This is a genomic window from Paraburkholderia sp. PAMB 6770 (genome assembly GCF_057748135.1).
On sequence record NZ_CM173239.1, the window covers coordinates 602,407 to 622,390 of the forward strand.

Consider the following 19,984-nt stretch of genomic DNA (forward strand, 5'->3'; position numbering starts at 1 on the left):
GTGGATGTCGTGCCGCCCGGAGGGGGTGAAGCAGGCGTTCGCGAGTCGAATCCCGAATGCCGCGCGACCGGTCTGATTGCACAGGATGCAGTGGGGCGATGGTAGCGTGCATCGATGCGGACCGATATCGGAAATGTCAGAAAACGGGTGGCAAATTGCGGCCGGTCCGAAGCAACGTTCAATAATGATGAGCGGCGACGTTGCTGTCCAGTAGCGCGCAGCCAATTTAAGACTTGTCTGTGTTTGGGTGTCCGTCGAATAAGGAGTTGTCCTATTGGATGAGCGCGGCGGGGAGATTAAGGTCTTGTATTCTCTCTGGCGGGCCCTATTGGGTCGTCGCCCGGCGCGCGCCGGCGTCGAGCGTTGTCCGTGTCGCGGTTTCCCGTCACGGCTTCGTGTTGCGCAGCGTTCCGTCCTTCATCTGACACTCCAACGGAGATCCAGAGTCATCGCTATGACAGTTTCACGGCAGGCTTTATTCGGCAAGCTCGGCAGCTCGCTCTTTCGTAGCATCGAGTCGGCAACGACCTTCTGCAAGCTGCGCGGCAATCCCTACGTCGAGCTGGTGCACTGGGTGCATCAGATCATGCAGGCGACCGACGGCGATCTTCAGCGCATTCTGCGTCACGTCGAGATCGACCGCGACGCCCTCGAGCGCGACGTCACGCGCGCGCTCGGCGCGCTGCCGGCCGGTGCGAGCTCGATCAGCGATTTTTCGCACCATATAGAGATGGCGATCGAACGCGCATGGGTGGTGGCGACCCTGGAGTTCGGCGACGGCCGGATTCGCGGCGCGTGGCTGTTTGCCGCGCTGCTGCGCACGCCGGAATTGAGGCGTGTGCTGCTGGCGATCTCGCCGCTGTTTGGCCGGATCGCGGTCGAGGATCTGCATGCCATGTTGCCGGCGTGGGTCGACGGGTCGCCCGAAACCTCGGACGTGCCGTACGACCACAGCGACTTCGGCGAGGCCGCGCCGGGCGACGCCTCCGCCGCGCTGGCGCCGCAGCGCGGCGGGTCGCCGCTCGAACAGTACTGCGTCGATCTGACGGCGCGCGCGCGCGCCGGCGAGATCGATCCGGTGGTGGGGCGCGAAGCGGAAATTCGCACGATGATCGACGTGCTGCTGCGGCGCCGTCAGAACAATCCTCTGCTGACCGGCGAAGCGGGGGTCGGCAAAACTGCGGTGGTCGAGGGGATCGCATGCGCGATCGCAAACGGCGACGTTCCGCCGAAGCTCGCCGATGTCCGGCTGCTGAGCCTCGACGTCGGCGCGCTTCTCGCCGGCGCCAGCATGAAGGGCGAGTTCGAGGCGCGTCTGAAGGGGGTGCTCGAGGCCGCGCACAAGTCGGGCAGTCCGGTCGTCCTGTTCGTCGACGAAATTCACACGCTGGTGGGCGCGGGCGGCCAGGCCGGGACCGGCGACGCCGCGAACCTGCTGAAGCCGGCGCTCGCGCGCGGAACGCTGCGCACGATCGGCGCCACTACGTGGGCCGAATACAAACGGCACATCGAGAAAGATCCGGCGCTCACCCGGCGTTTTCAGGTTCTGCAGGTGCACGAGCCTTCGGAGGCGGCGGCGATCGACATGGTGCGCGGCCTCGCGCGGGCGTTTTCGCAGCATCACGGCGTGGTGGTCCTCGACGAGGCGATCCGCGCGGCCGTTGCGTTGTCGCATCGCTACATCCCGTCTCGCCAGTTGCCCGACAAGGCGATCAGTCTGCTCGATACCGCCTGTGCAAGCGTCGCGCTGTCGCAGCATGCGCCGCCGCGCGAGGTGCGCGACGTGGAGCAGCGTTTGCAGGCGGCGCGCGTCGAACTGGCGTTGCTCGATAACGAGCGGCGTCTCGGGCTCGGCGATAGCAATGCGCTGACCCGCGCGCAGGTGCGCATCGCAGAACTGGAAGCGGCGCAGCGCGACATCGACGCGCGCTGGCGGGCCCAGCTCGACGCGGCCCAGGCGCTGATCAGCGCGCGCGCCGGCTCGCACGATGCGCAGGACGTGGAAATCGCCGCGCTTCGAGGGCTGGAGCGGACGCTGGCCGATCTGCAGGGCGATGCGCCGCTGGTCTTTCCCGAGGTCGGCGAGGCAATGGTCGCGCGTATTGTGTCGGACTGGACCGGCATCCCCGCAGGGCGGATGCTGACCGACGCGATCGACGCGGTACAGGCGTTGCCGCGCACGCTTTCCGAGCGCGTGATCGGCCAGCCGGAAGCGCTCGCGCAGATTGCCAGCCGTGTGCAGACCGCGCGCGCCGGGCTGACCGATCCCAGGAAGCCGCTGGGGGTGTTTTTGCTCGCGGGGCCGTCGGGCGTCGGCAAGACCGAGACCGCGCTGTCGCTGGCCGAGGCGCTCTACGGCGGCGAGCAGAACCTGATCACGATCAACATGAGCGAGTACCAGGAAGCGCATACCGTCTCCGGGCTCAAGGGGGCGCCTCCGGGGTATGTCGGCTACGGCGAGGGCGGTGTGTTGACCGAGGCGGTTCGCCGCCGGCCCTATTCGGTGGTGCTGCTCGACGAAATCGAGAAGGCGCACCGCGACGTGCACGAAATGTTCTTCCAGGTGTTCGATAAAGGCTACATGGAGGACGGCGACGGTCGCTATATCGATTTCCGCAATACGACAATCCTGCTCACCAGCAATGCCGGCTCCGAACTGATTGCGAGCCTGTGCGCGGACGAATCGCTCGCGCCCGGCACCGACGCGCTGGGCGCGGCACTGGGTCAGGAACTGCTCAAGACGTTTCCGGCGGCATTCCTCGGCCGGGTGACCTTGGTACCGTACCGGCCGCTTGTGCAGGCGTCGCTCGCCCATATCGTCGCGCTGCACCTCGATCGCGTGGTTGCCCGGATGATGGCCAACAGTCACGCGATTCAGTTGTCCTATACGCAGGACGTCGTCCAGTACATCGTGGGACGGTGCCTGGTCCAGGAGACCGGGGCGCGTCTGCTGATCGGGTTTATCGAGCAGCACGTACTGCCGCGGCTCGCCAGCATCTGGCTGGAAGCGTTTTCGTCTCGCCGTGCGCTCGAACGCATCGAACTCGCGATCGGGGATGCGGCGGCGTCACCCGGCGACGCCTTCGTCGTTCAGGGCTTTTATGGTGAGCAGGTGAAATAACGGGCTGGGCGGGCGGCTTGCGGGCGCCGCGCGCCCGGCATGCCAGATCGCACGTCGGGCGTCCGCCCGTCAGGCGTCGTGCTGGCCGCTCTTGGTTTGCGGCTCGGCTTTCTTGTGCGGTCGCTTCGCGTCATGACGCTCTGCGCCGCGCGCTTCCCGGTATTGAGTCGAATTCGAGGTTTCGATGATGCCAGTTTCGTACGCGAACTGGTAAAGATCGGCTTCACGACAGATTCCCAGTTTGCGCATCGCATTGGTTTTTTGCGCGCTGATCGTCTGCTTCGTACGGTTCAGTTCGGTAGCAATCTGCTGGATCGACGCGCCCGAGACATAGAGCCTCAAGACTTCGGACTCGCGTCGGGTCAGATTTGCGATCTTTTGATGCGCAATTACCTGCGGAACCGGAGGTTTTTCCTGTATGCCAACGGGGGAAAAGTACATGACTCCGGCGTGCACTGCGTGGATCCCGGAAATCAGGTAGCCGACGTCGTCGACCTTGTTTAGCACGGAGTTGACGCCGAGTTTCTGGATACCGCTCAGGATCGCGGGGTTGTTGATGGACGTGAACACGATAATTTTAAGCTGCGGATAGTGCCTGCGCAGCAGCGACAGAAGCGTCATGCCGTCGCCATACGCGCCGCCCGGCATGACATAGTCGGTCACCAGCACGTCGCAATGAACCTGGGCCAGCAGATCGATCAGTTCTGTCGTGGTGAAGGCCGTGCCGACCACGTCGATCGTATGGATGCCCGAGAGTTCATGGAGGATACCGGCGATCAGTACCGGGTGGTCGTCCGCCAAGATGACCTTGATTTTCATACTGCGTGGTGTTTTGAATGATGCGGTCGGAAGAGTTTATCTGATCGTGGAGAGATTTATCGGAATTTCTGAGCGAGCGCGGCGAAATTGAGATTTGTCCTGGCGGTATCCGGGTATGACGGATGGCGTGGCCTATTTTCGTGCGACAGCATTGCTGCGAGCCTCGAAATAAATGTCGAATTTAGGAATCATCTTATTGAAAATTCAATTTACTTATTTCATAAGTGGGTGCCGGAGAATGGTTTATGAAATTCATGGGAAATGACTGGCATTGCTGAAAAATGTCAACGCGTTTTCTATTTTTAATCAATCGCTATCGTCGGTCGCTGCCGATTGTTTTGCCAGTTTCGCCGTTTAACGAAAGAATATGATCTGACATGAATCTCCCTCTTCTTCCCGCTCGAAGTCCCAATGTCATTTGATCGGGAATGCCAGGCACTGTCGAAGCTCGGCCGATATAAGCGAATTCTGATTTACGTGAGCGGAATCACGATGAGCAGTCTGATGCTGCTCGTGTGTGTGCTCGCAAACCTGTCGGTGGTGCGGGAATATCTGGCGCAAACGCGCCAGAACTTCGTCGTCAATCGCGGCTTTGTCGTACAGGAACTCGCGGACAGGGAGCAGGCGCCGCACGCGGCGCGGGTCGGCGCGGAACGGGCGTGGCGGGGAGACGCGCGGGTCGATGCCGCGCTGGCGCGACGATCGGCCCACGGGCCGTCCAGCGTGCGGTTGCCCGCGTCATCCGGCGCCGGAACGCAATGGGTGTTTAGCGCAGCCGACGCGCGGCTTACCGGCGACGAAGCGCGCCGCTATCCGCACTTCGCGATGCAACTTGGCGAGGCGGGTACGGTCGACCTGCCCGACCGGGATCGATCGACGACCGCCTATTTTGTCGGATTGCGACATCCGGTGGCGGGTGTTCTGTCGGTCTCGCCGCAGCGCGATCAAGGCCCGTCCGAACCGGACGTGTCGGACGACGGAACACGGCTCGCGAGCGTCCCGCCCGCCGAGGGCGACTCCGGCGAATCGGACCGGGCGGCCCCGCGCGGGCCGTCAGGCGATACGTGGGCGAAGCGCGGCGGCGACGATGCATTCGCGTTGGCCGAGCCGCTCGGCGACAGCGGGTTGACGCTCGCGTCTGTCCTCCGGCTACGCGAACTGGCGGCGGCGATCGGCATGCCGATCGCCGCCAACGTCCTGCTGACGCTCGGCGCGCTGGTGGCGATCTGGACCTGCCTGCTCGTTTTCACGCGGCATTATCTCGGGCGTGCGCTGGAGCAGTCGCGCAAGGTGTTCGAGAGCGAGCACCTGAGCCGTACCGTGATCGAAACGGCGTCGGTCGGACTGGGGCTGATCTCGGCCGACAGCGGGCGGCTCCTGCTGGCCAATCCATGCCTGCTCGATACGGGGCGGCGCGTCGCGACGCGAGGGTTCGAGATCGGGCAGGAACTGATGCGACGTCATCGGGCGCGCGGTCCCGAGGCAGACGAAGCGGGTGTGCATCATGAGCGGCTGACGTTGCCCACGACGGACGGCGACGATGTCGTCCTGTCGGTCTCGACGGCGCGTGCGCGCTACCGCGGGGAAGCGGTGCTGGTGGCCGCGCTGCGCGACATGACGGTGGAGAGCCGGCTCGAATGCCAGTTGCGCGAAGCGAGGCGGGCTGCGGAGGCGGCCAACGCGGCGAAATCCGTCTTTCTCGCCACGATGACGCACGAAATCCGTACGCCGTTGAACGCGATTCTCGGCAACCTTGAACTATTGCGGCACGCGAACCTCGATGCGTGGCAGCGCGACCGACTGCACACGATCCACTCGTCGTCGGAGAGTCTGTCAGCGATTGTCGACGATGTTCTGGATCTGTCGAAGGTCGAAGCGGGCGAAATGCATTTCGAGCGCATCGAGTTTGATGCGCTTGACGTCATTTCGCGCGCATTGACGCTATTCGAGCCGCTCGCGCGCAAGAAAGGCATCCGGTTGCGCGGCGTCCCGTGCCTCGACACGACGCTGCCCATGCGCGGCGATCCGGCCCGGCTTGGGCAGATGATCAACAATCTGCTGTCGAATGCGCTCAACTTCACGGAAGCGGGCGAGGTCACGCTGCGCGTGGCGGTGCGGCGCGACGCCGGCGTCGCGGCGGTGCTGGATATCGAGGTGGCGGATACGGGGATCGGCATCCCGGACGAACAGCAAGCATGGTTGTTCCGTCCGTTTAGCCAGGTTGACACATCGATCGGGCGCCGCTTCGGCGGGACGGGACTCGGTCTCGCGCTGTGCGCGCGCCTCGCCGAAGCAATGGGCGGCGCCATCGCGGTACGCAGCCGTCCCGGCGACGGGCGTGGCTTCTCGGTGCGTCTACCGGTCGGTACGCCGCAGGCGGAGCCGGACAGACCGCGGTTCGCCGGCGAGCGCGTGGTCTTCCTCGCGGCGGACGACGCGGAGCATGCCGACGTGGTCCCCGTGCTGCGGGCGTGGGGCCTCACGGTCCGGGCATTACGGCATCCGGCGCAGGTCGGCGCCGCTACGATCCGCGCGGCCGCCGCGCTGATCCTGTGCGGTCCGCGCGGAACCTGGCATGCTCAGGAGGAGCGGGGCCTCGTCGATCAGGCCGCTAGTGTGATCGACATCGGCACCGGGAAGCCGGACGCTCCGGTGCGCACGGAGCGCGTCATCAGCGTTTCAAGCTACTCGCCAAAGGGTTGGGCGAGTGCGCTGCGACATGCGCTGTACCGGGCGCCCCTGAAGGGCGACGCGCAAACGCGCGTGCGGCCGGCGCTGCCCCGCCGGCTGAAGGTGCTGGTCGCCGACGACCACGCGGTCAACCGGTGGCTCCTTGCGGAACAACTCGCACTGCTCGGCTGCGACGCGCATGGGGTCGGCGATGGCGAGCAGGCGTTGACGTGCCTTGCGGGCACGCACTACGACGTGCTGCTCACCGATCTGCAGATGCCCGGCATGGATGGGCTCGCGCTGATTCGCCGGGTGCGCGCGCAGTGGCCCTGGATGCCGGCGATCGTCGTCACGGCCGATCTCTCGCCGCCGCGACGCGTCGCCTGCGAGGCGGCGGGCGCGTTGGGCACGGTCGGCAAGCCGCTGTCGCTCGATGCGCTGGCCAGCGTGCTGGCGCGCTGCTGCGACGCGCCGGACGACGCGCACGACGACGCGTACGACGACGCGTACGACGCGTACGACGACGGCTGGCTGGGCGGGAAGGCGCTGCCCGAGTCGATCTGGGCGACGTTTCTCGCATCGTATGAGGCTTCGTGCGCGGAGATACATGCCGCGTGGGCATGCGGCGATACAGGTCGTGTGCTGGCGCAATTGCATGCGTTGCGCGGCGCAGCGGGCGTGTTCAGATTGAAGTCGCTCGCGGCGCGCTGCAGCGCACTTGAAGCGCGTATTGACACAGAGGGTCTTGGCGCAATTGCCGAGGCGGACATCGCGCTGCCGCTCGACGATGTGCCGACGCTTCGGTAGGGCGGGCATCCGCATTGACGGCACGCGCCCAACGTTTAGGACCGGTCCTAGCCGATTTCGGGGCCGATGTCCGAGTGCCCGATAGTGGGCGCTCCGGTTAAAACCGATACTTTCACTCATGTTGAGCAGCACGGCCAGACGGGAAATCAGGAGCACTCCTGATCTTCCGACGAAGCTTGCGATACGGGACTTCGTCCTGCCGTCGCCGACGCCCCCGGCGCTGCCTGTCAAACCGGATTCGAGAACATTCCCTGGAGATTGCAATGCGAAAACTGAACCCCCTGATGCTGTCGCTGATCGCCGGCGTGACCGGTCTGGGCACGCTCTGCGGACAGGCGATGGCCTCCGCGGTGCTGCCGAGCACGTCGGTGCTGATCATCAACGAGGCGGACAAGGAAGGTTCGATCGGCGTGAAGAATACCGAGAAAGAGCCGGTGCTGCTGTACACGAAGATCGTCCGCCTCGACGACGAGAATCTGGACGCGGCGTTGATCCCGACGCCCGCGGCGGTGGTCGTGCAGCCGGGCGAGACGCAGGTCGTGCGCGTGCTCTATCGCAGCGACAAGGCGCTCGACAGGGAGCATCTGGCACGCGTGCTGTTCATGGGCATTCCGCCCAAGGACGACAAGCCCGGGCGCATCAGCATGATGCTCGGCCAGGATCTGCCGGTGGTGATCCGGCCGAAGGGCTACAAGCCCGTGGACAACAAGTGGGAATACCTGAAGTGGCACTTCAGGGGCGATCAGCTGTGCGTGTCCAACGACACGAAGTACGCGGTGCGCTTTGTCAATAACGTCAGGCTGGTGCCGGACAACACGCCGGTGACGATGCCGAAACCCTATGCGCTGCCGGACTCGAACAACTGCGCCCCGCTGCCGGCCGGCTACACGCCGCCGGCGGGCACCCAGGTCGAGTTCTCCGCGGTGTCCGACTACAACTACATCCTCGACGGGCGGCATGCGCCGGTCGAGCGTGTGGCGAACGACGCGCCGGCAGCACCGCAGGCCGCTGCGCCGGGCGCGCACGACGCCGCGCCGCCGGCCGATGTGTCCGGTGACAAGGCCGCTCCGCAGGCCGCATCGGGCGGTTGAGCGGGTAGCGCGGACTGAGCCTGTCGGGCCAGCAGACCGGAACACGCGGGCCTTGCGCCTGCGTGCAAGCAACACCGAAGCCGTGACGGTCCTATCACGGCAAACGCGACGGACATCCATTCTCCTTTCAGAAATGGCGTGAGTCGCACCCATGGGCGGCGCTCCCTGCGTGAGAGGCCGCCAGTACGAATCCATCTGATCTGAACGGAGATTGAACACATGCGCATTTCTCAACTGATCGCCCGCAGCGCTGCGCTGTGTGCATTCGCGGCGGCCGGTGCGGTCCACGCACAATCGATGAGCGTGAACGTAACGGGCACGATCGTTCCGCCTGCATGCTCGGCACAGATTGTCGGCGGGGGCAACCTCGACTGGGGGCAGATTTCGCACAACTCGCTGAGCGCCAGCGATTTCACGGTCCTGCAGAAGCAGCAGGTCTCCTTGCAGGTGCAGTGCGACGCGGGGCTCACGACACATATAGCGTTCTGGGCGGTCGACACGAACCCGAGTTCCGCGCTGCCGGGGAAACGGGTGGCGGGGTCGCAGTGGCCGAACGGCGATGCGCAGGATCGCATTTTCGGCCTCGGCATGGACCCGATCACCGGCCAGAAGCTCGGTAATTTCACGATGCTCCCGATCAGCTCGGCCGCGGATGGCTCCGTTCGGACGGATACGTACGGCTTCGTGACAACCTCCACGCACACGGAGACGACATTCGGCACAGCCTCATTCGGAGGATCGGGACTCCTGACGACTGCGGATTATACGATTTACAGCGCCTCCGGCACAAAGCCGGCGCAAGCCAACACCTTCACCTTCACGATGGATGTCTATCCGCAGCTGAATAAGTCGGGGGCGATCACGAACGCTCAGGAAGTGCAGTTCGGCGGGACCGCACAGTTTTACGTGCGTTATTTTTAATGACCTTTTAATAAGGAATATTGACTATGAAAATTCGCAATATCGTCACCCGGAGTGCGGTGCTGTGTGCGCTTGCTGCGGCCGGTGCCGCCCACGCTCAATCGGCAAACGTGAACGTAACGGGGACGATCGTGCCGCCGGCGTGCTCGGCGCAGTTCGTGGGCGGCGCGGATCTCGACTGGGGTGAGATTTCGCACAACGAGCTGAACGCGACCACGATGACGGTTTTGCAGTCGAAGCCGGTCACGCTGCAGACGCAGTGCGATGACGGTTTGACGACGCACATGGCCTTCTGGGCGGTCGATTCCAACGCGTCCAGTGCGATCGCCGGGGTAAGCGTCAACGGTCAGCCGAACGGCGATCAGGCGAGCCGCATTTTCGGCATCGGCACGGACCCGATCACGAACCAGCCGCTCGGCAACTTCACGATGATTCCGACGAGTTCGTCGTATGACGGCACAACCAATTCGGCCAGCCACGGCTGGATCGCGACGAGCACACACACCGAGACGAGCTTCAACTCGTCGCCTTTCAACGGTACCGGGTATCAGATCGGCAGTGACTTCACCGTGTTCGACGAGACCAATAGTCCGGCCGAAGCGAACACGTTCACGGTATCGCTCAACGTGTACCCGCAGCTGAATAAATCAGGTGCGATTACGAACGCGCAGGAAGTGCCGTTCAGTGGTACAGCGCAGTTTTATGTGCGCTACTTTTAACGTAATTTAACTCAACTTGGGAGTATTTCCATGAGTCTTTCGAAACTCATTACGCGCAGTGCCGTTCTGTGTGCGTTTGCAGCGGCCGGCGCGGCCCACGCACAATCGGCAAACGTGAACGTGACCGGCGTGATCGTGCCGCCCGCATGCTCGGCGCAGTTCGCCGGCGGTGCGGATCTCGACTGGGGCGAAGTGTCGCATAACGAGCTCAGCACGACGGCCTACACCACGCTGACGGCTAAGACTGCGACGTTGCAGGTCAGCTGCGATGACGGGCTGACGACGCACATGGCGTTCTGGGCGACCGATCCGAACGCCAGCTCGGCGATGGTCGGTACCACGATCCCGGGCACGAGCCAGTCTAACGCAGGCGATCCGAACCGGATCTTCGGCCTTGGCATGGACCCGGTCACGAACCAGAAGATCGGCAATTTCTCGCTGGTGTCGACCGGATCGTCGTTCGACGGCACGGACAATCCGGGCACGTTCGGTTACGTCGGCGATGCCACGCACACCTCGACGAGCTTCGGCTCGTGGAGCATGGGTGAGGGTTACAGCACGCAGGAAGACTGGACGGTGCTCGATCCGTCGACCAGTGCTCCGGCCGTGGCCAACACCTTCACCTTCAGCTTCGACGTCTATCCGCAGCTGAACACGGCGAACAACATCACGAACGCACAGCAGGTTCCGTTCAGCGGCACCGCGCAGTTCTACGTGCGTTATTTCTAAGCGCCGCTGATTCCAGCAGTCTGGAATCCGAAAGCCATGCCTGTCACAGGGCATGGCTTTTTTCATGGGCGGTGCGCTTTCCATGCCCAGCCGCTGAGCGAGTGATGGGGCACTCCTCCATGCCCGGTCGAGCACCGGGGGCATGCCGTTTGATAGAAGATGCGGTCACGCGGCATGGTGAACAGTGAGTCGCGGCGGCTTCTGGCGAGAGCCATGTACGCCGGGCCGCGGCGCTTGCCCTGAGGAATCCTGCGAACGTTGTCGTCCCTTGAGATCGGGTACCGCGGCGCGGCACGGCACGGGCGGAGAGGAAAAGCGTCGTTTCGGGCACCGGATGGCCCGGTCTGGACCGGCGTTCGCCGCGCATGGACGAGCCTGGGCGTCGTGTTACGGGTCACCCGCCACCCGTGCAAGGCCGGCGTGCGCGGCGAGGTGCACGGCGAGGTGCACGGCGAGGTGCACGGCAAGGTGTACGGCAAGGTGCACGGCAAGGCGCGCGACAAGGCGTGCGGCTGAAGCAAAGGCTTGATGAGCGACTTCCGTGAAGCGTCTGGCCGCGGTCCCGACGCCGCCTTCCCGGCATGCGGGTCAGGACCGGCCAAAGAGGGTGAGCCTGGCATTGCGCCGCAGTGGCGACTTTGCCGCGCGGCTTGTGCGACGCGGCGAGCCGTCGAGCTGGACGCAGCATGACGACGATCGCGGCCTGGATGCCGGGCGCGACCATCGCCTGCGCACTGCACGCCGGCCAGTCATGTTACGGGAGGCCTCGCCGTCCGGCGTTCCGTTTCTCGTGGTGCGTGCCCGTTCGACCGGGGACCTGGCGTATGTCGCTCACCAGTCCCTGCGTACGCGGCGGCCGGGAGCGCAGTCTGCCGCCCGCGCCGCCAGCAGGTTTGCCGCTCGGGGAACCGCGTATGAAATCCGGATCAGGCTCGCTTGAGCAGCGCGCCAAAAACGCCTGCGCAAACGACAGGCGTTCGGCAGGCGTTCAGCGTGAAGGAAAGCATCGAATGGCTGGTGGACGGCGAGCGAGCGGCCGTGCTCATGGGGTATTGCCGTGGGGCACGCGCATCGTCGGCATCGGCGATCGCCTGGGCGACGTCGACGAGGACATTCGCCAGGATTGAAAAGACCGGAAGATATCAGGCAGGCAGGTCGCGAGCGACACGGGGGGAGGCCGCCGCACTTGCGTGCGGCGAGCTTGCTGCGCGTGCATCCGTCAATTTGCGCACTGGACCTTGACCTCGACCAGGTTGCTGGCCGCTGCCGGGTCGATCTTCTGCTTGTCGATACGGCAGGAGGGGCCGCCGTTGGCAGACAGCCGGCCGCCGTCCTGCTCGATCATGTCCATCCCATGCTGGTCGAGCGAGAGGATGTTCTCGTCAACGAGATAACCGATCGATTCTGCCTTGTCGTTGCGCACTTCCGTGCCCATCGGGAACTTCATGTTGTCCGCGCTGAGCTTCACCAGGTACTGGCGCGCCTGGTCCGATGCATAGCTGATCCGGCCGACGGCGCCGCGCTTGACGTCGATCTCCTCGCGCGGGTTCTTCACATACGCGCCATCCGGCAACGTCTTCGTGACAATGTTGACCACATTTGACTTGCCCTCGAACAGTTGCGGCGCAACAGTCTTGCCGTCGTGGTTCGTGATCATGCGGGCGGTCGGCGTGTCGATGCCGACGAAGCCCTTGATGCCCGTATCGATGATGGCAAACGTGTCGCGAACCTGATCGGGTGCCATGACGAAGTCGCTGCCCGTGGCGACGACCGAGCCGCTCAGGTTTGCGCTGTAGTTCTGTCCGCTGTTGTTCGTGCCGGAGTAGTACAGGCTCGCGTTTGTGTACGGCGTGCGCCAGAACGCTTGTGCGAACTGACGGGTGTTGTTGCTACCCGAGCCGCTTTGCGTCACTTCGGCACCCGCACCGACCCGCAGGTTGTCCGTCAGGGTCTGATCGAAGCGCGTACCGTAACGCGTCGCATCGCCATAGCGATTGACGTACGAAGTCGACGAACCCGGCTTGCCGCCCAGCGTGAACGGGATGCGCAAGTTGACGAAGGTGGACCACATCTTGCTGCCGGGCTGGCTCGGACTGGTTTGCGTCCAGCCGTAGTTGACGCTGCCGCTCAGCGTGAATCGGGCGGACGCGTAGGTCGCCGACGCGGACAGCGAATTGTTGGTCTGCTGGCCGTAATACGTGTTGCTCGATACCGCGATCGCCGCGCTCAGGCGGTCGGTCAGCGGCCGGCTCACGCCCGCGTTGAAGCTGTAGCGGGGCGTGGACGAATAGATGTCCTGGAGGTTCCAGCCGTTCTGGGCAGCGAGGATATCCTGCTGGCTCAGTCCGAGGTCGCGATACAGGCGGCTTTGCCAGCTGAACGAGACGTACGGGTTCATCACACCGACCTCGGCGGACAGGTTGGTGCTGAATTTCGCGCCCAGGTCGCCCTTATGGCCGCTGCGGGACACGGTGGCGTTCGCATTGCCGCGCGTATTGAACGGAATCACATTAAAGTCGGTGCCCGAACCGAGGCCGATGTAGTTCCTGGCAAGCAGCGTGCCGACGAACGGCTGCACGTACTCGGTGAACGGCATCCGGTATTCGGCGCCTGCCACCGGGCCCGTGCCGAGGCCGCGCTGCGCATCCATCGTTCCCGCAAACGCCGTGACGCGCGACGCCATCTGGCTGCTCACCGAGAATGCGGCCTTGGGAATGACGAAGCGTTGTTCGGCACCCGACGTTTCGCGCACGACGACCTCGGCATCCGCGTAAGCCGTATGCAGGGCGACAGCCTCGAACAGGAATGCGCCGGCCGGTACAGGCCGGCTGAAGATCAGCCGGCCTTGCTGGAACACTTCGACCTGCGCGTAGTCGGAGGCGGTGCCGCTGACGCTGACAGTCGAGTCGCCGCTGAACTGGCCGGCATTGTTGTCGACCTGGACGCCGTAGATCTGGCCCGCCCCGAACAGCGTATTCCCGACGCTGAGGTAACCCGCCCGCACGCGGTACGTGTCGGCAAAGTCTCTTTCCACGTAGGCATTGTTCAGACTAGTCGTGTTGTAACTCAGACCGGACGAAGAACTGAAGCTGCCGTAGGAAAAGTCGGTGCGAAAGAGATAGTTGTCGATGTTCGCGCCCCACGTCATCAGGGCGGTGACCGTATTCGCGTTTGCCGAACCGCCCATGCTCTGGCCGAGATTGACGTTGTAGTTGAGGAACGTGCCGAAGCCGCCGGACTGGAGGTTCTTGAATCCGGAATCCTTGTCCAGAAAATAATCGGGGAAATTCACATACAGCGAGTTCGCGGTGCGCTCGTAGCGAATTTCGAGTTGCGAAACGCTTTTGATGTCGACGCAGCCGCTTTCCTGGTTGATGGTCAGCAGCTCTTTTTTAATCGAAAAGGCATTCAGAAACGTGTCGTCGAGGCACGGATTGCCGTCCTTGTCGAAGTTGACTTCCTGGACACCGCTATATCTGCCGTTGAAATGCACGCCGACATCCATCCGGCCCACCGGTTTGCGGGTTTGCGCGAGGATGGTGTCGATCTGGTCGGCGTCAATGCCGACGGCCTTCAGCGCGTTGGCGTCGAAGCGCAGGGTGTCGTCCGCGCACCAGCCGATCTGGGGCGCAATGGCGAGCGTGACGGCGAGTGCGAGGAGCCTCGGTCGCAGCACGCTGGCTTCATTGGCTGTATTTCGGTGACGCATTTTCATCGACGAACCCTTTTTACGGTGAAGTAGCCTCTCATTCCAGCCGGTGGGTCTGCCGGAAACAGAAACCGGGTGATTACAGATGAGGCTTGAAAATAACGGACCTGATTCGAGCGCTTCCCTGAATGACCTGGAGATCTGTCTCGAAATGGTTGTGAATTTTCAATTCAAGCGGTGAAGCGTAAGCAGCGTTTAAATCTGCTTCCGTTTCGTTCTGGTGGAAGTATCGGATTTCCGGAAGTGCCTCACCATCGGCTTTGGAGCGATCCCAGCCCGGAATGATTAAGACCAGTCCTAAACGGAGCGTCCTCCGAACACCGAACCCTGTCAGCAAATCCTGTCGGCGCCGCGCGGGCATACAGCGGCGCGATGGCCGAAATACTGGGGTGCGAACCCCTGCGTACGACGCTGCGGCGCAAACCGGCGAGCGCGGCCAGCGGCGGGCGGCGCCGCGTCGTGCGAGCCGGTCGCGGGCATGATCGAGGGGATGAACGCGGGCATGCGCGGCGCTTTCTTCGGGATGACCGGCCGGCGCTATGCAGAATCGGTCAGAAAATTTAATAGTCCGAACGGACAGTTTTGTCACAGCCGCAACAAAAATTTCATTTTCGAACTTGTCAGATAGGAATCGAGGCCGGACTCGTTCACCATCTCCTTCGCTTCAACAGGCTCGATGCGGTCTAACCGTCGGGATTAAAAATAAGTTTTCCTGAGAGATAAAGTGGTGAGAGATATTCAGATACAGACACCTTGTCGGCTTCAGATGAAGGGCACCGCGCTGGCTGCCCTGTTGCTGGTGGCGAACGCCGTGCATGCGCAGAGCGTGTCGGTGACCGACGGCTCGCTCAGTTCGGTCACCAACCTCAACTTTTCAACGACAGCGAATTTCTTTCCTGGCTACGGCTTTTACGTCACGCAAGGCAGCACGCTGGTCTCCACGGGGACCAGCGTCACGACCACGGGCAGCTCCGCGCAAGGCGTGTACGTGTCGAACGGCGGCACCGTCCAGATGAGCGGCGGCTCGGTCACGACCGGCGGGGCCCAGTCGGTCGGCATCTACGGCTTTTCCGGCAGCGCCGCGGCCGGCACCGCAACGATCAGCGCCGAGAACGTCACGGTCCAGACTTCCGGCAGCCAGGCGCCGGGCGTCGAGGCGAACAGCTACAGCAATGTCACCTTGCAGGACGGCGAGGTGGACACCAGCGGCCAGTATGCGCACGGACTGTACAACATCGGCACGAGCGCGAATCTGTCGGCGAGCGGCACCTCGGTATTCACGACCGGGGATTCGAGCAATGCCGCCTTCAACCAGCAAGGCGGCGTGATGACGCTCGACAACGTGTCGCTGCAGACGTCGGGCGATAACTCTAGTGGCGTACAGATCGGCGTACAGGGCGTGGTCGGCAACGGTTCGACGCAAAACGTCACCAACATCTCGAACAGCACGGTACTCACGAGCGGCACGAGCGCATACGGCATCCTGGCGTCGGACAACGCCACGCTGAATGCAACGAACGTGCGCACGTACACGAATGGCGCCACCAGCCCCGGCGCGGCTGCGCAGTTCGGGGCGCAGGTGCAGTACGCCGGCGGGGTGATTTCCACCACGGGCAATGCCTCCCCTGCGATTCTGGTCGCCGGCATGCCGCAGACCTCCGGCGACCCCGGCACGACGCCGCCGTCGCTCGCTGCATCCGGTCTGACCATCAATACGTCGGGGCAAGGCTCGCCCGCGGTGCAGGTTGCGTCCGGCGCCAACGTTTCGGTGTCCGACAGTGCGCTGATCACGCGGGGTGCCGGCTCGGACGCGGTGCTGGGCTGGACGTACGACGTCACGACGCCCGCGTCCGCCACTTTCACGAACAGCACGCTGAATTCGATGAAGGCGAACGGAATCCATGCGAACGGCGGGGTGCTGGATGTCACGCTGAACAGCTCGTCGGTGAACGCCCCCGCAGGCTATCTGATGGACGCCGACACCAGCGCGTCATCGAACCTCGGCTCCGTGCTCAATGTGGTCGCCGACGCGTCGAATCTGACGGGCACGTCATACGCTGACTCGAATTCGACGCTGAATGCGACATTGCAGAACAGTTCGGTCTGGCAGCTTACCGGTGATTCGAACCTCACATCCCTGACGTTCGACAACGGCACGCTGCGTTACATGTCGGCAGCGCAGCTGAATCTGGATGCGGTCACGCTGGCCGCCGGCGGCGCAACGGTCGACACCAATGGCTTCGACGTGAGTCTCGGCGCGCCGATCGGTGGGGCCGGCGCGCTGTCGAAGGTGGGCGACGGGATCCTCACGCTTGTCGGCGCGAACACGTATTCGGGCGATACGACGGTGGCGGCGGGCACGTTGCAGGCTGGCGCGGCCGCCGCGTTCAGCGCGGCATCGAACTTCACGGTGGCCGGCGGCGCGGTGCTCGACCTGAACGGCTTCAACCAGACCGTCGCGGGCCTGAACAACGGCGGCACGGTGCACTTCGGCACGGCGCCGGGCACGGTGCTGACGGTGGCAGGCGACTACGCCGGCAACGGCGGCCTGCTGGTCATGAACACGGCGCTCGGCGACTCGTCGTCGGCGACCGATCTGCTCCATGTGCAGGGGGCGACCTCGGGCGGCACGAACGTGCAGGTGGTCAATGCACAGGGGCTCGGCGCGCAGACCACCGGTGACGGCATCAAGCTGGTACAGGTCGACGGCGCGTCGAACGGCACCTTCAGCCAGACCGGCGCGATCCAGGCCGGCGCCTATCAGTACACGCTCTACAAGGGCGGGGTGGACACCGATGCATCCAACGGCAACTGGTACCTGCGCTCGACGCTGGAGACCCCGGTGTCCAACGAAAGCGGCGGTCAGGGCGTGGCGGACAGCAGCGCGCAGCCCGCGTCTGCGGCACCGCTCGCATACCGCCCGGGCGTGGTCGGCTACGTGATGGCGCCGCACCTGAACCTCGATGAGGGCTTCTCGATGCTGGGCACGCTGCATCGGCGCGTGGGCGACGTGCCCGGCGCGGTGCGCGCGGAGGATGCAAATCGCGACGGCGTGTGGGGCCGTATCGACGGCGAAAATCAGCGGGACAGCACAATGGACCGGTTCTCGTCCGACAGCCGCACCTTCTTCGCGCAGTTCGGCAAGGACTGGACGCTGTCGACGCCCGCGCAGGGCGGCAGCACGCATGCGGGCGTCACGGTGACGCTCGGCAGCGCATCGGCGGATTTCTCCGACGATGCGCGCAGCATGGCGGGCCTGGCTAATGCAACCGGTTCGGTGCAGACGCAGATGCAAGGCGTCGGCGGCTACTGGACGCGCTACCTCGGCGACGGCACCTACGCGGACAGCGTTGCTCAGATCACGCACTATCGTAATCACTACAGCGACGTCGGCGGCAACAGCCCGGTTCAGAACGGCTACGGTTTCGCGGTCTCGCAGGAGTTCGGCAAGCCGTTTCAGGTGGGACATCTGCCGCTCGCGTTCGAGCCGCAGGTGCAGCTTGCGTACCAGTATCTGAACCTGGGCGGTTTCGACGACAACGTATCGTCGGTGTCCGCTACCACGACGAACGCATTGCGCGGCCGTCTCGGGTTCCGTCTGTTCCGGCCCGATATGTATACCGAAACGCGCACGGGAGCGGCGACACCGTACTTCACGGCGAACCTGCTGCATGACTTCCTGCCGTCCGGGCAGACCGTGGTCGGCGGCACGTCGTTCAATCCGGGCTACGCGCGGACATGGTTCGACGTCGGGGTGGGCCTGAGCGTGGCATACGGCAAGCGCGGCGAACTCTACGCAAGCGTTGGCTATGCGAAGAACCTGGGCGGTCAGACGACCGAAGGCGTGCGGGGCAACCTCGGCTATCGCTATAGCTGGTAACGCGTCATCGCGGAAACGACGGGCGCCTGCGGGCGCCCGTTTTGTCCCGGTCACACCGTCTCGACGGGAACCCGCTGCGCCAGCGCGCACATCAATGCGTAGCCGATTGTCCCCGAGGGCTGCGCAACGTCGTCGATGCGCACCTGCTCCCCCCATAGCTCGACGCGCGAACCGACGTCTGCCGCCGGGCACGGCGACAGATCGACCGTCAGCATGTCCATCGACACGCGGCCGACGACGCGCGTCATCACCCCGTCCACGGCCACCGGGGTTCCGGTGGGGGCATGCCGTGGATACCCGTCCGCGTAGCCACACGCCACAATACCGATGCGCATGCTGTCGTCAGCGGTAAAACGCCGCCCGTATCCCACCGTTTCGCCCGCCGACAGGATTTGCGTACCGATGATCGTGCTCGCGAGCGTCATGGAAGCCCGCAGGCCCACGTCCGCGATATCGCGCGCACGGCCGCTCGGCGAGCCGCCGTACAGGACGATGCCTGGGCGTACCCAGTCCCGATGCGTGCGCGGATGCCACAGCACACCCGCCGAGTTCGCGAGACTGCGCGCGCCGGGGATGTCGCGCGTGGCCGCATCGAAGCGTTCCCGTTGCCAGTCGAGATCGTCCGCGTCGGCGTTCGCGAAATGCGTCATCAGCGTGATGTCGCCAATCGAGCCGGTCGCGCGCGCGCGTTCCCATGCGGCGCGAAATGCCTGCGGCTGAAAGCCGAGGCGATTCATGCCCGAGTTCATCTTCAGCTGGATCGCGATCGGGCGCGAGACCTGGGCCGCCGCGATCAGCGCGAGCTGGTCGTCGCCATGCACGGTGACCGTCAGTTGCAGCGCATCCACGAGCGCGAGATCGGCCGCGTTGAAGATGCCTTCGAGCAGCAGAACCGGCTTTTTCCAGCCCAGCGCGCGGATGCGCACGGCTTCGTCCAGATCGAGCAGCGCGATGCCGTCGGCTGCGGCGAGCGCCGGATAAACGCGCTCGATGCCGTGACCGTACGCATTCGCCTTGACGACCGCCCAGACGCGCGCGCCGCGCGCGGTGCGGCGAATCACATCGAGGTTATGGCGGATGGCGTCCGGATGAACTTGAGCGATGATCGGGCGTGGCATGGTCGGCGTCGAAGGAAAACAGGCGTGACAAGGACACATCGTCTTGCGATGCGTGCGCAATTCAATTCGGACAACGAAGTGCTGGCGTGACGATTCGCCGGCAATCGAAGCCGCGCTCGCGGTTCGGGCAACACGCTCAACCCCGGTTCGAGCGTTCATGACCGGTCGCTGAGGCAGGCCGCTGAGGCATGACGGAGCAGCTGAGGCTGTCGGAAATGCCTTGAGGCAGATTCGGCAGCTATGTTATCGGTCGATATGCAGTTTTTGTTATCGTATTTTTAACAAATTTCAGTATTTCATCCTGTTTTGTTTCATCATGTCCGGGTGTGCCGGCGAGTACCGGATGAATCGTGCCGAACCGTGTGCCGACCCGCCCGATCCGCAGCCGCGAGCGATGCCG

Annotated in this window: 11 protein-coding genes and 1 pseudogene; 8 read left to right on the top strand and 4 right to left on the bottom strand. The window is 64.1% G+C overall.

Features of this window, described 5'->3' with window-relative positions; genetic code table 11:
• Positions 1-454: 454 nt before the first annotated feature.
• Complete coding sequence (gene tssH / locus AC3AP7_RS20205) at positions 455-3,121, top strand: type VI secretion system ATPase TssH (protein ID WP_487364952.1); 2,667 nt, start codon at positions 455-457, stop codon at positions 3,119-3,121.
• 69 nt (positions 3,122-3,190) lie between these two features.
• Here the strand turns inward: tssH and AC3AP7_RS20210 are convergent, their stop codons facing one another.
• Positions 3,191-3,940 carry a response regulator gene (locus AC3AP7_RS20210; protein ID WP_487364342.1) on the bottom strand — a complete coding sequence of 250 codons (750 nt, stop codon included), beginning with the start codon at positions 3,938-3,940 and terminating at the stop codon, positions 3,191-3,193.
• A gap of 492 nt (positions 3,941-4,432) precedes the next feature.
• Here AC3AP7_RS20210 and AC3AP7_RS20215 point away from each other — a divergent pair, with 492 nt between their 5' ends.
• The 5 genes from AC3AP7_RS20215 (at position 4,433) to AC3AP7_RS20235 (ending at position 10,877) form a co-directional block, all read left to right on the top strand.
• A complete protein-coding gene (locus AC3AP7_RS20215; RefSeq protein WP_487364343.1) occupies positions 4,433-7,417 on the top strand; it encodes a hybrid sensor histidine kinase/response regulator in 2,985 nt (994 codons plus the stop codon).
• Between the two features lie 263 nt (positions 7,418-7,680).
• Positions 7,681-8,508, top strand: a complete 828-nt coding sequence (locus AC3AP7_RS20220; protein ID WP_487364344.1) for a fimbria/pilus chaperone family protein — start codon at positions 7,681-7,683, stop codon at positions 8,506-8,508.
• Between the two features lie 219 nt (positions 8,509-8,727).
• Positions 8,728-9,429 carry a DUF1120 domain-containing protein gene (locus tag AC3AP7_RS20225; protein ID WP_488324860.1) on the top strand — a complete coding sequence of 234 codons (702 nt, stop codon included), beginning with the start codon at positions 8,728-8,730 and terminating at the stop codon, positions 9,427-9,429.
• Positions 9,430-9,455: 26 nt separating this feature from the next.
• Complete coding sequence (locus AC3AP7_RS20230; protein WP_487364346.1) at positions 9,456-10,148, top strand: DUF1120 domain-containing protein; 693 nt, start codon at positions 9,456-9,458, stop codon at positions 10,146-10,148.
• A 30-nt stretch (positions 10,149-10,178) separates the two neighbouring features.
• Complete coding sequence (locus AC3AP7_RS20235) at positions 10,179-10,877, top strand: DUF1120 domain-containing protein (RefSeq protein ID WP_487364347.1); 699 nt, start codon at positions 10,179-10,181, stop codon at positions 10,875-10,877.
• Between the two features lie 149 nt (positions 10,878-11,026).
• Here AC3AP7_RS20235 and AC3AP7_RS20240 read toward each other — a convergent pair.
• Positions 11,027-11,619: pseudogene (locus AC3AP7_RS20240) on the bottom strand (hypothetical protein); the annotation flags it as partial.
• Between the two features lie 172 nt (positions 11,620-11,791).
• Here AC3AP7_RS20240 and AC3AP7_RS20245 point away from each other — a divergent pair.
• Entirely contained in the window at positions 11,792-12,004 is a 213-nt protein-coding gene (locus AC3AP7_RS20245; RefSeq protein WP_487364348.1) for a hypothetical protein, read from the top strand.
• Positions 12,005-12,096: 92 nt separating this feature from the next.
• On the opposite strand, the gene AC3AP7_RS20250 is transcribed toward AC3AP7_RS20245, so the two are convergent.
• The gene (locus AC3AP7_RS20250; protein WP_487364349.1) at positions 12,097-14,553 is read right to left on the bottom strand and encodes a fimbria/pilus outer membrane usher protein; all 2,457 of its coding nucleotides are present in this window, start codon (positions 14,551-14,553) and stop codon (positions 12,097-12,099) included.
• Between the two features lie 799 nt (positions 14,554-15,352).
• Here AC3AP7_RS20250 and AC3AP7_RS20255 point away from each other — a divergent pair.
• Positions 15,353-18,466, top strand: a complete 3,114-nt coding sequence (locus AC3AP7_RS20255) for an autotransporter family protein (protein WP_487364350.1) — start codon at positions 15,353-15,355, stop codon at positions 18,464-18,466.
• A gap of 50 nt (positions 18,467-18,516) precedes the next feature.
• Here AC3AP7_RS20255 and alr read toward each other — a convergent pair whose 3' ends face one another.
• The gene (alr, locus tag AC3AP7_RS20260; protein WP_487364351.1) at positions 18,517-19,584 is read right to left on the bottom strand and encodes an alanine racemase; all 1,068 of its coding nucleotides are present in this window, start codon (positions 19,582-19,584) and stop codon (positions 18,517-18,519) included.
• Positions 19,585-19,984 lie beyond the last annotated feature (400 nt).

What these genes read in the sequence shown, in the direction of transcription:
- AC3AP7_RS20245 (WP_487364348.1), top strand. Translation starts at nt 11,792, where the DNA reads ATGAAATCCGGATCAGGCTCGCTTGAGCAGCGCGCCAAAAACGCCTGC.
- AC3AP7_RS20210 (WP_487364342.1), bottom strand. Translation starts at nt 3,940, where the DNA reads ATGAAAATCAAGGTCATCTTGGCGGACGACCACCCGGTACTGATCGCC.
- AC3AP7_RS20235 (WP_487364347.1), top strand. Translation starts at nt 10,179, where the DNA reads ATGAGTCTTTCGAAACTCATTACGCGCAGTGCCGTTCTGTGTGCGTTT.
- AC3AP7_RS20230 (WP_487364346.1), top strand. Translation starts at nt 9,456, where the DNA reads ATGAAAATTCGCAATATCGTCACCCGGAGTGCGGTGCTGTGTGCGCTT.
- tssH (WP_487364952.1), top strand. Translation starts at nt 455, where the DNA reads ATGACAGTTTCACGGCAGGCTTTATTCGGCAAGCTCGGCAGCTCGCTC.
- AC3AP7_RS20220 (WP_487364344.1), top strand. Translation starts at nt 7,681, where the DNA reads ATGCGAAAACTGAACCCCCTGATGCTGTCGCTGATCGCCGGCGTGACC.
- alr (WP_487364351.1), bottom strand. Translation starts at nt 19,584, where the DNA reads ATGCCACGCCCGATCATCGCTCAAGTTCATCCGGACGCCATCCGCCAT.
- AC3AP7_RS20215 (WP_487364343.1), top strand. Translation starts at nt 4,433, where the DNA reads ATGAGCAGTCTGATGCTGCTCGTGTGTGTGCTCGCAAACCTGTCGGTG.
- AC3AP7_RS20255 (WP_487364350.1), top strand. Translation starts at nt 15,353, where the DNA reads ATGAAGGGCACCGCGCTGGCTGCCCTGTTGCTGGTGGCGAACGCCGTG.
- AC3AP7_RS20225 (WP_488324860.1), top strand. Translation starts at nt 8,728, where the DNA reads ATGCGCATTTCTCAACTGATCGCCCGCAGCGCTGCGCTGTGTGCATTC.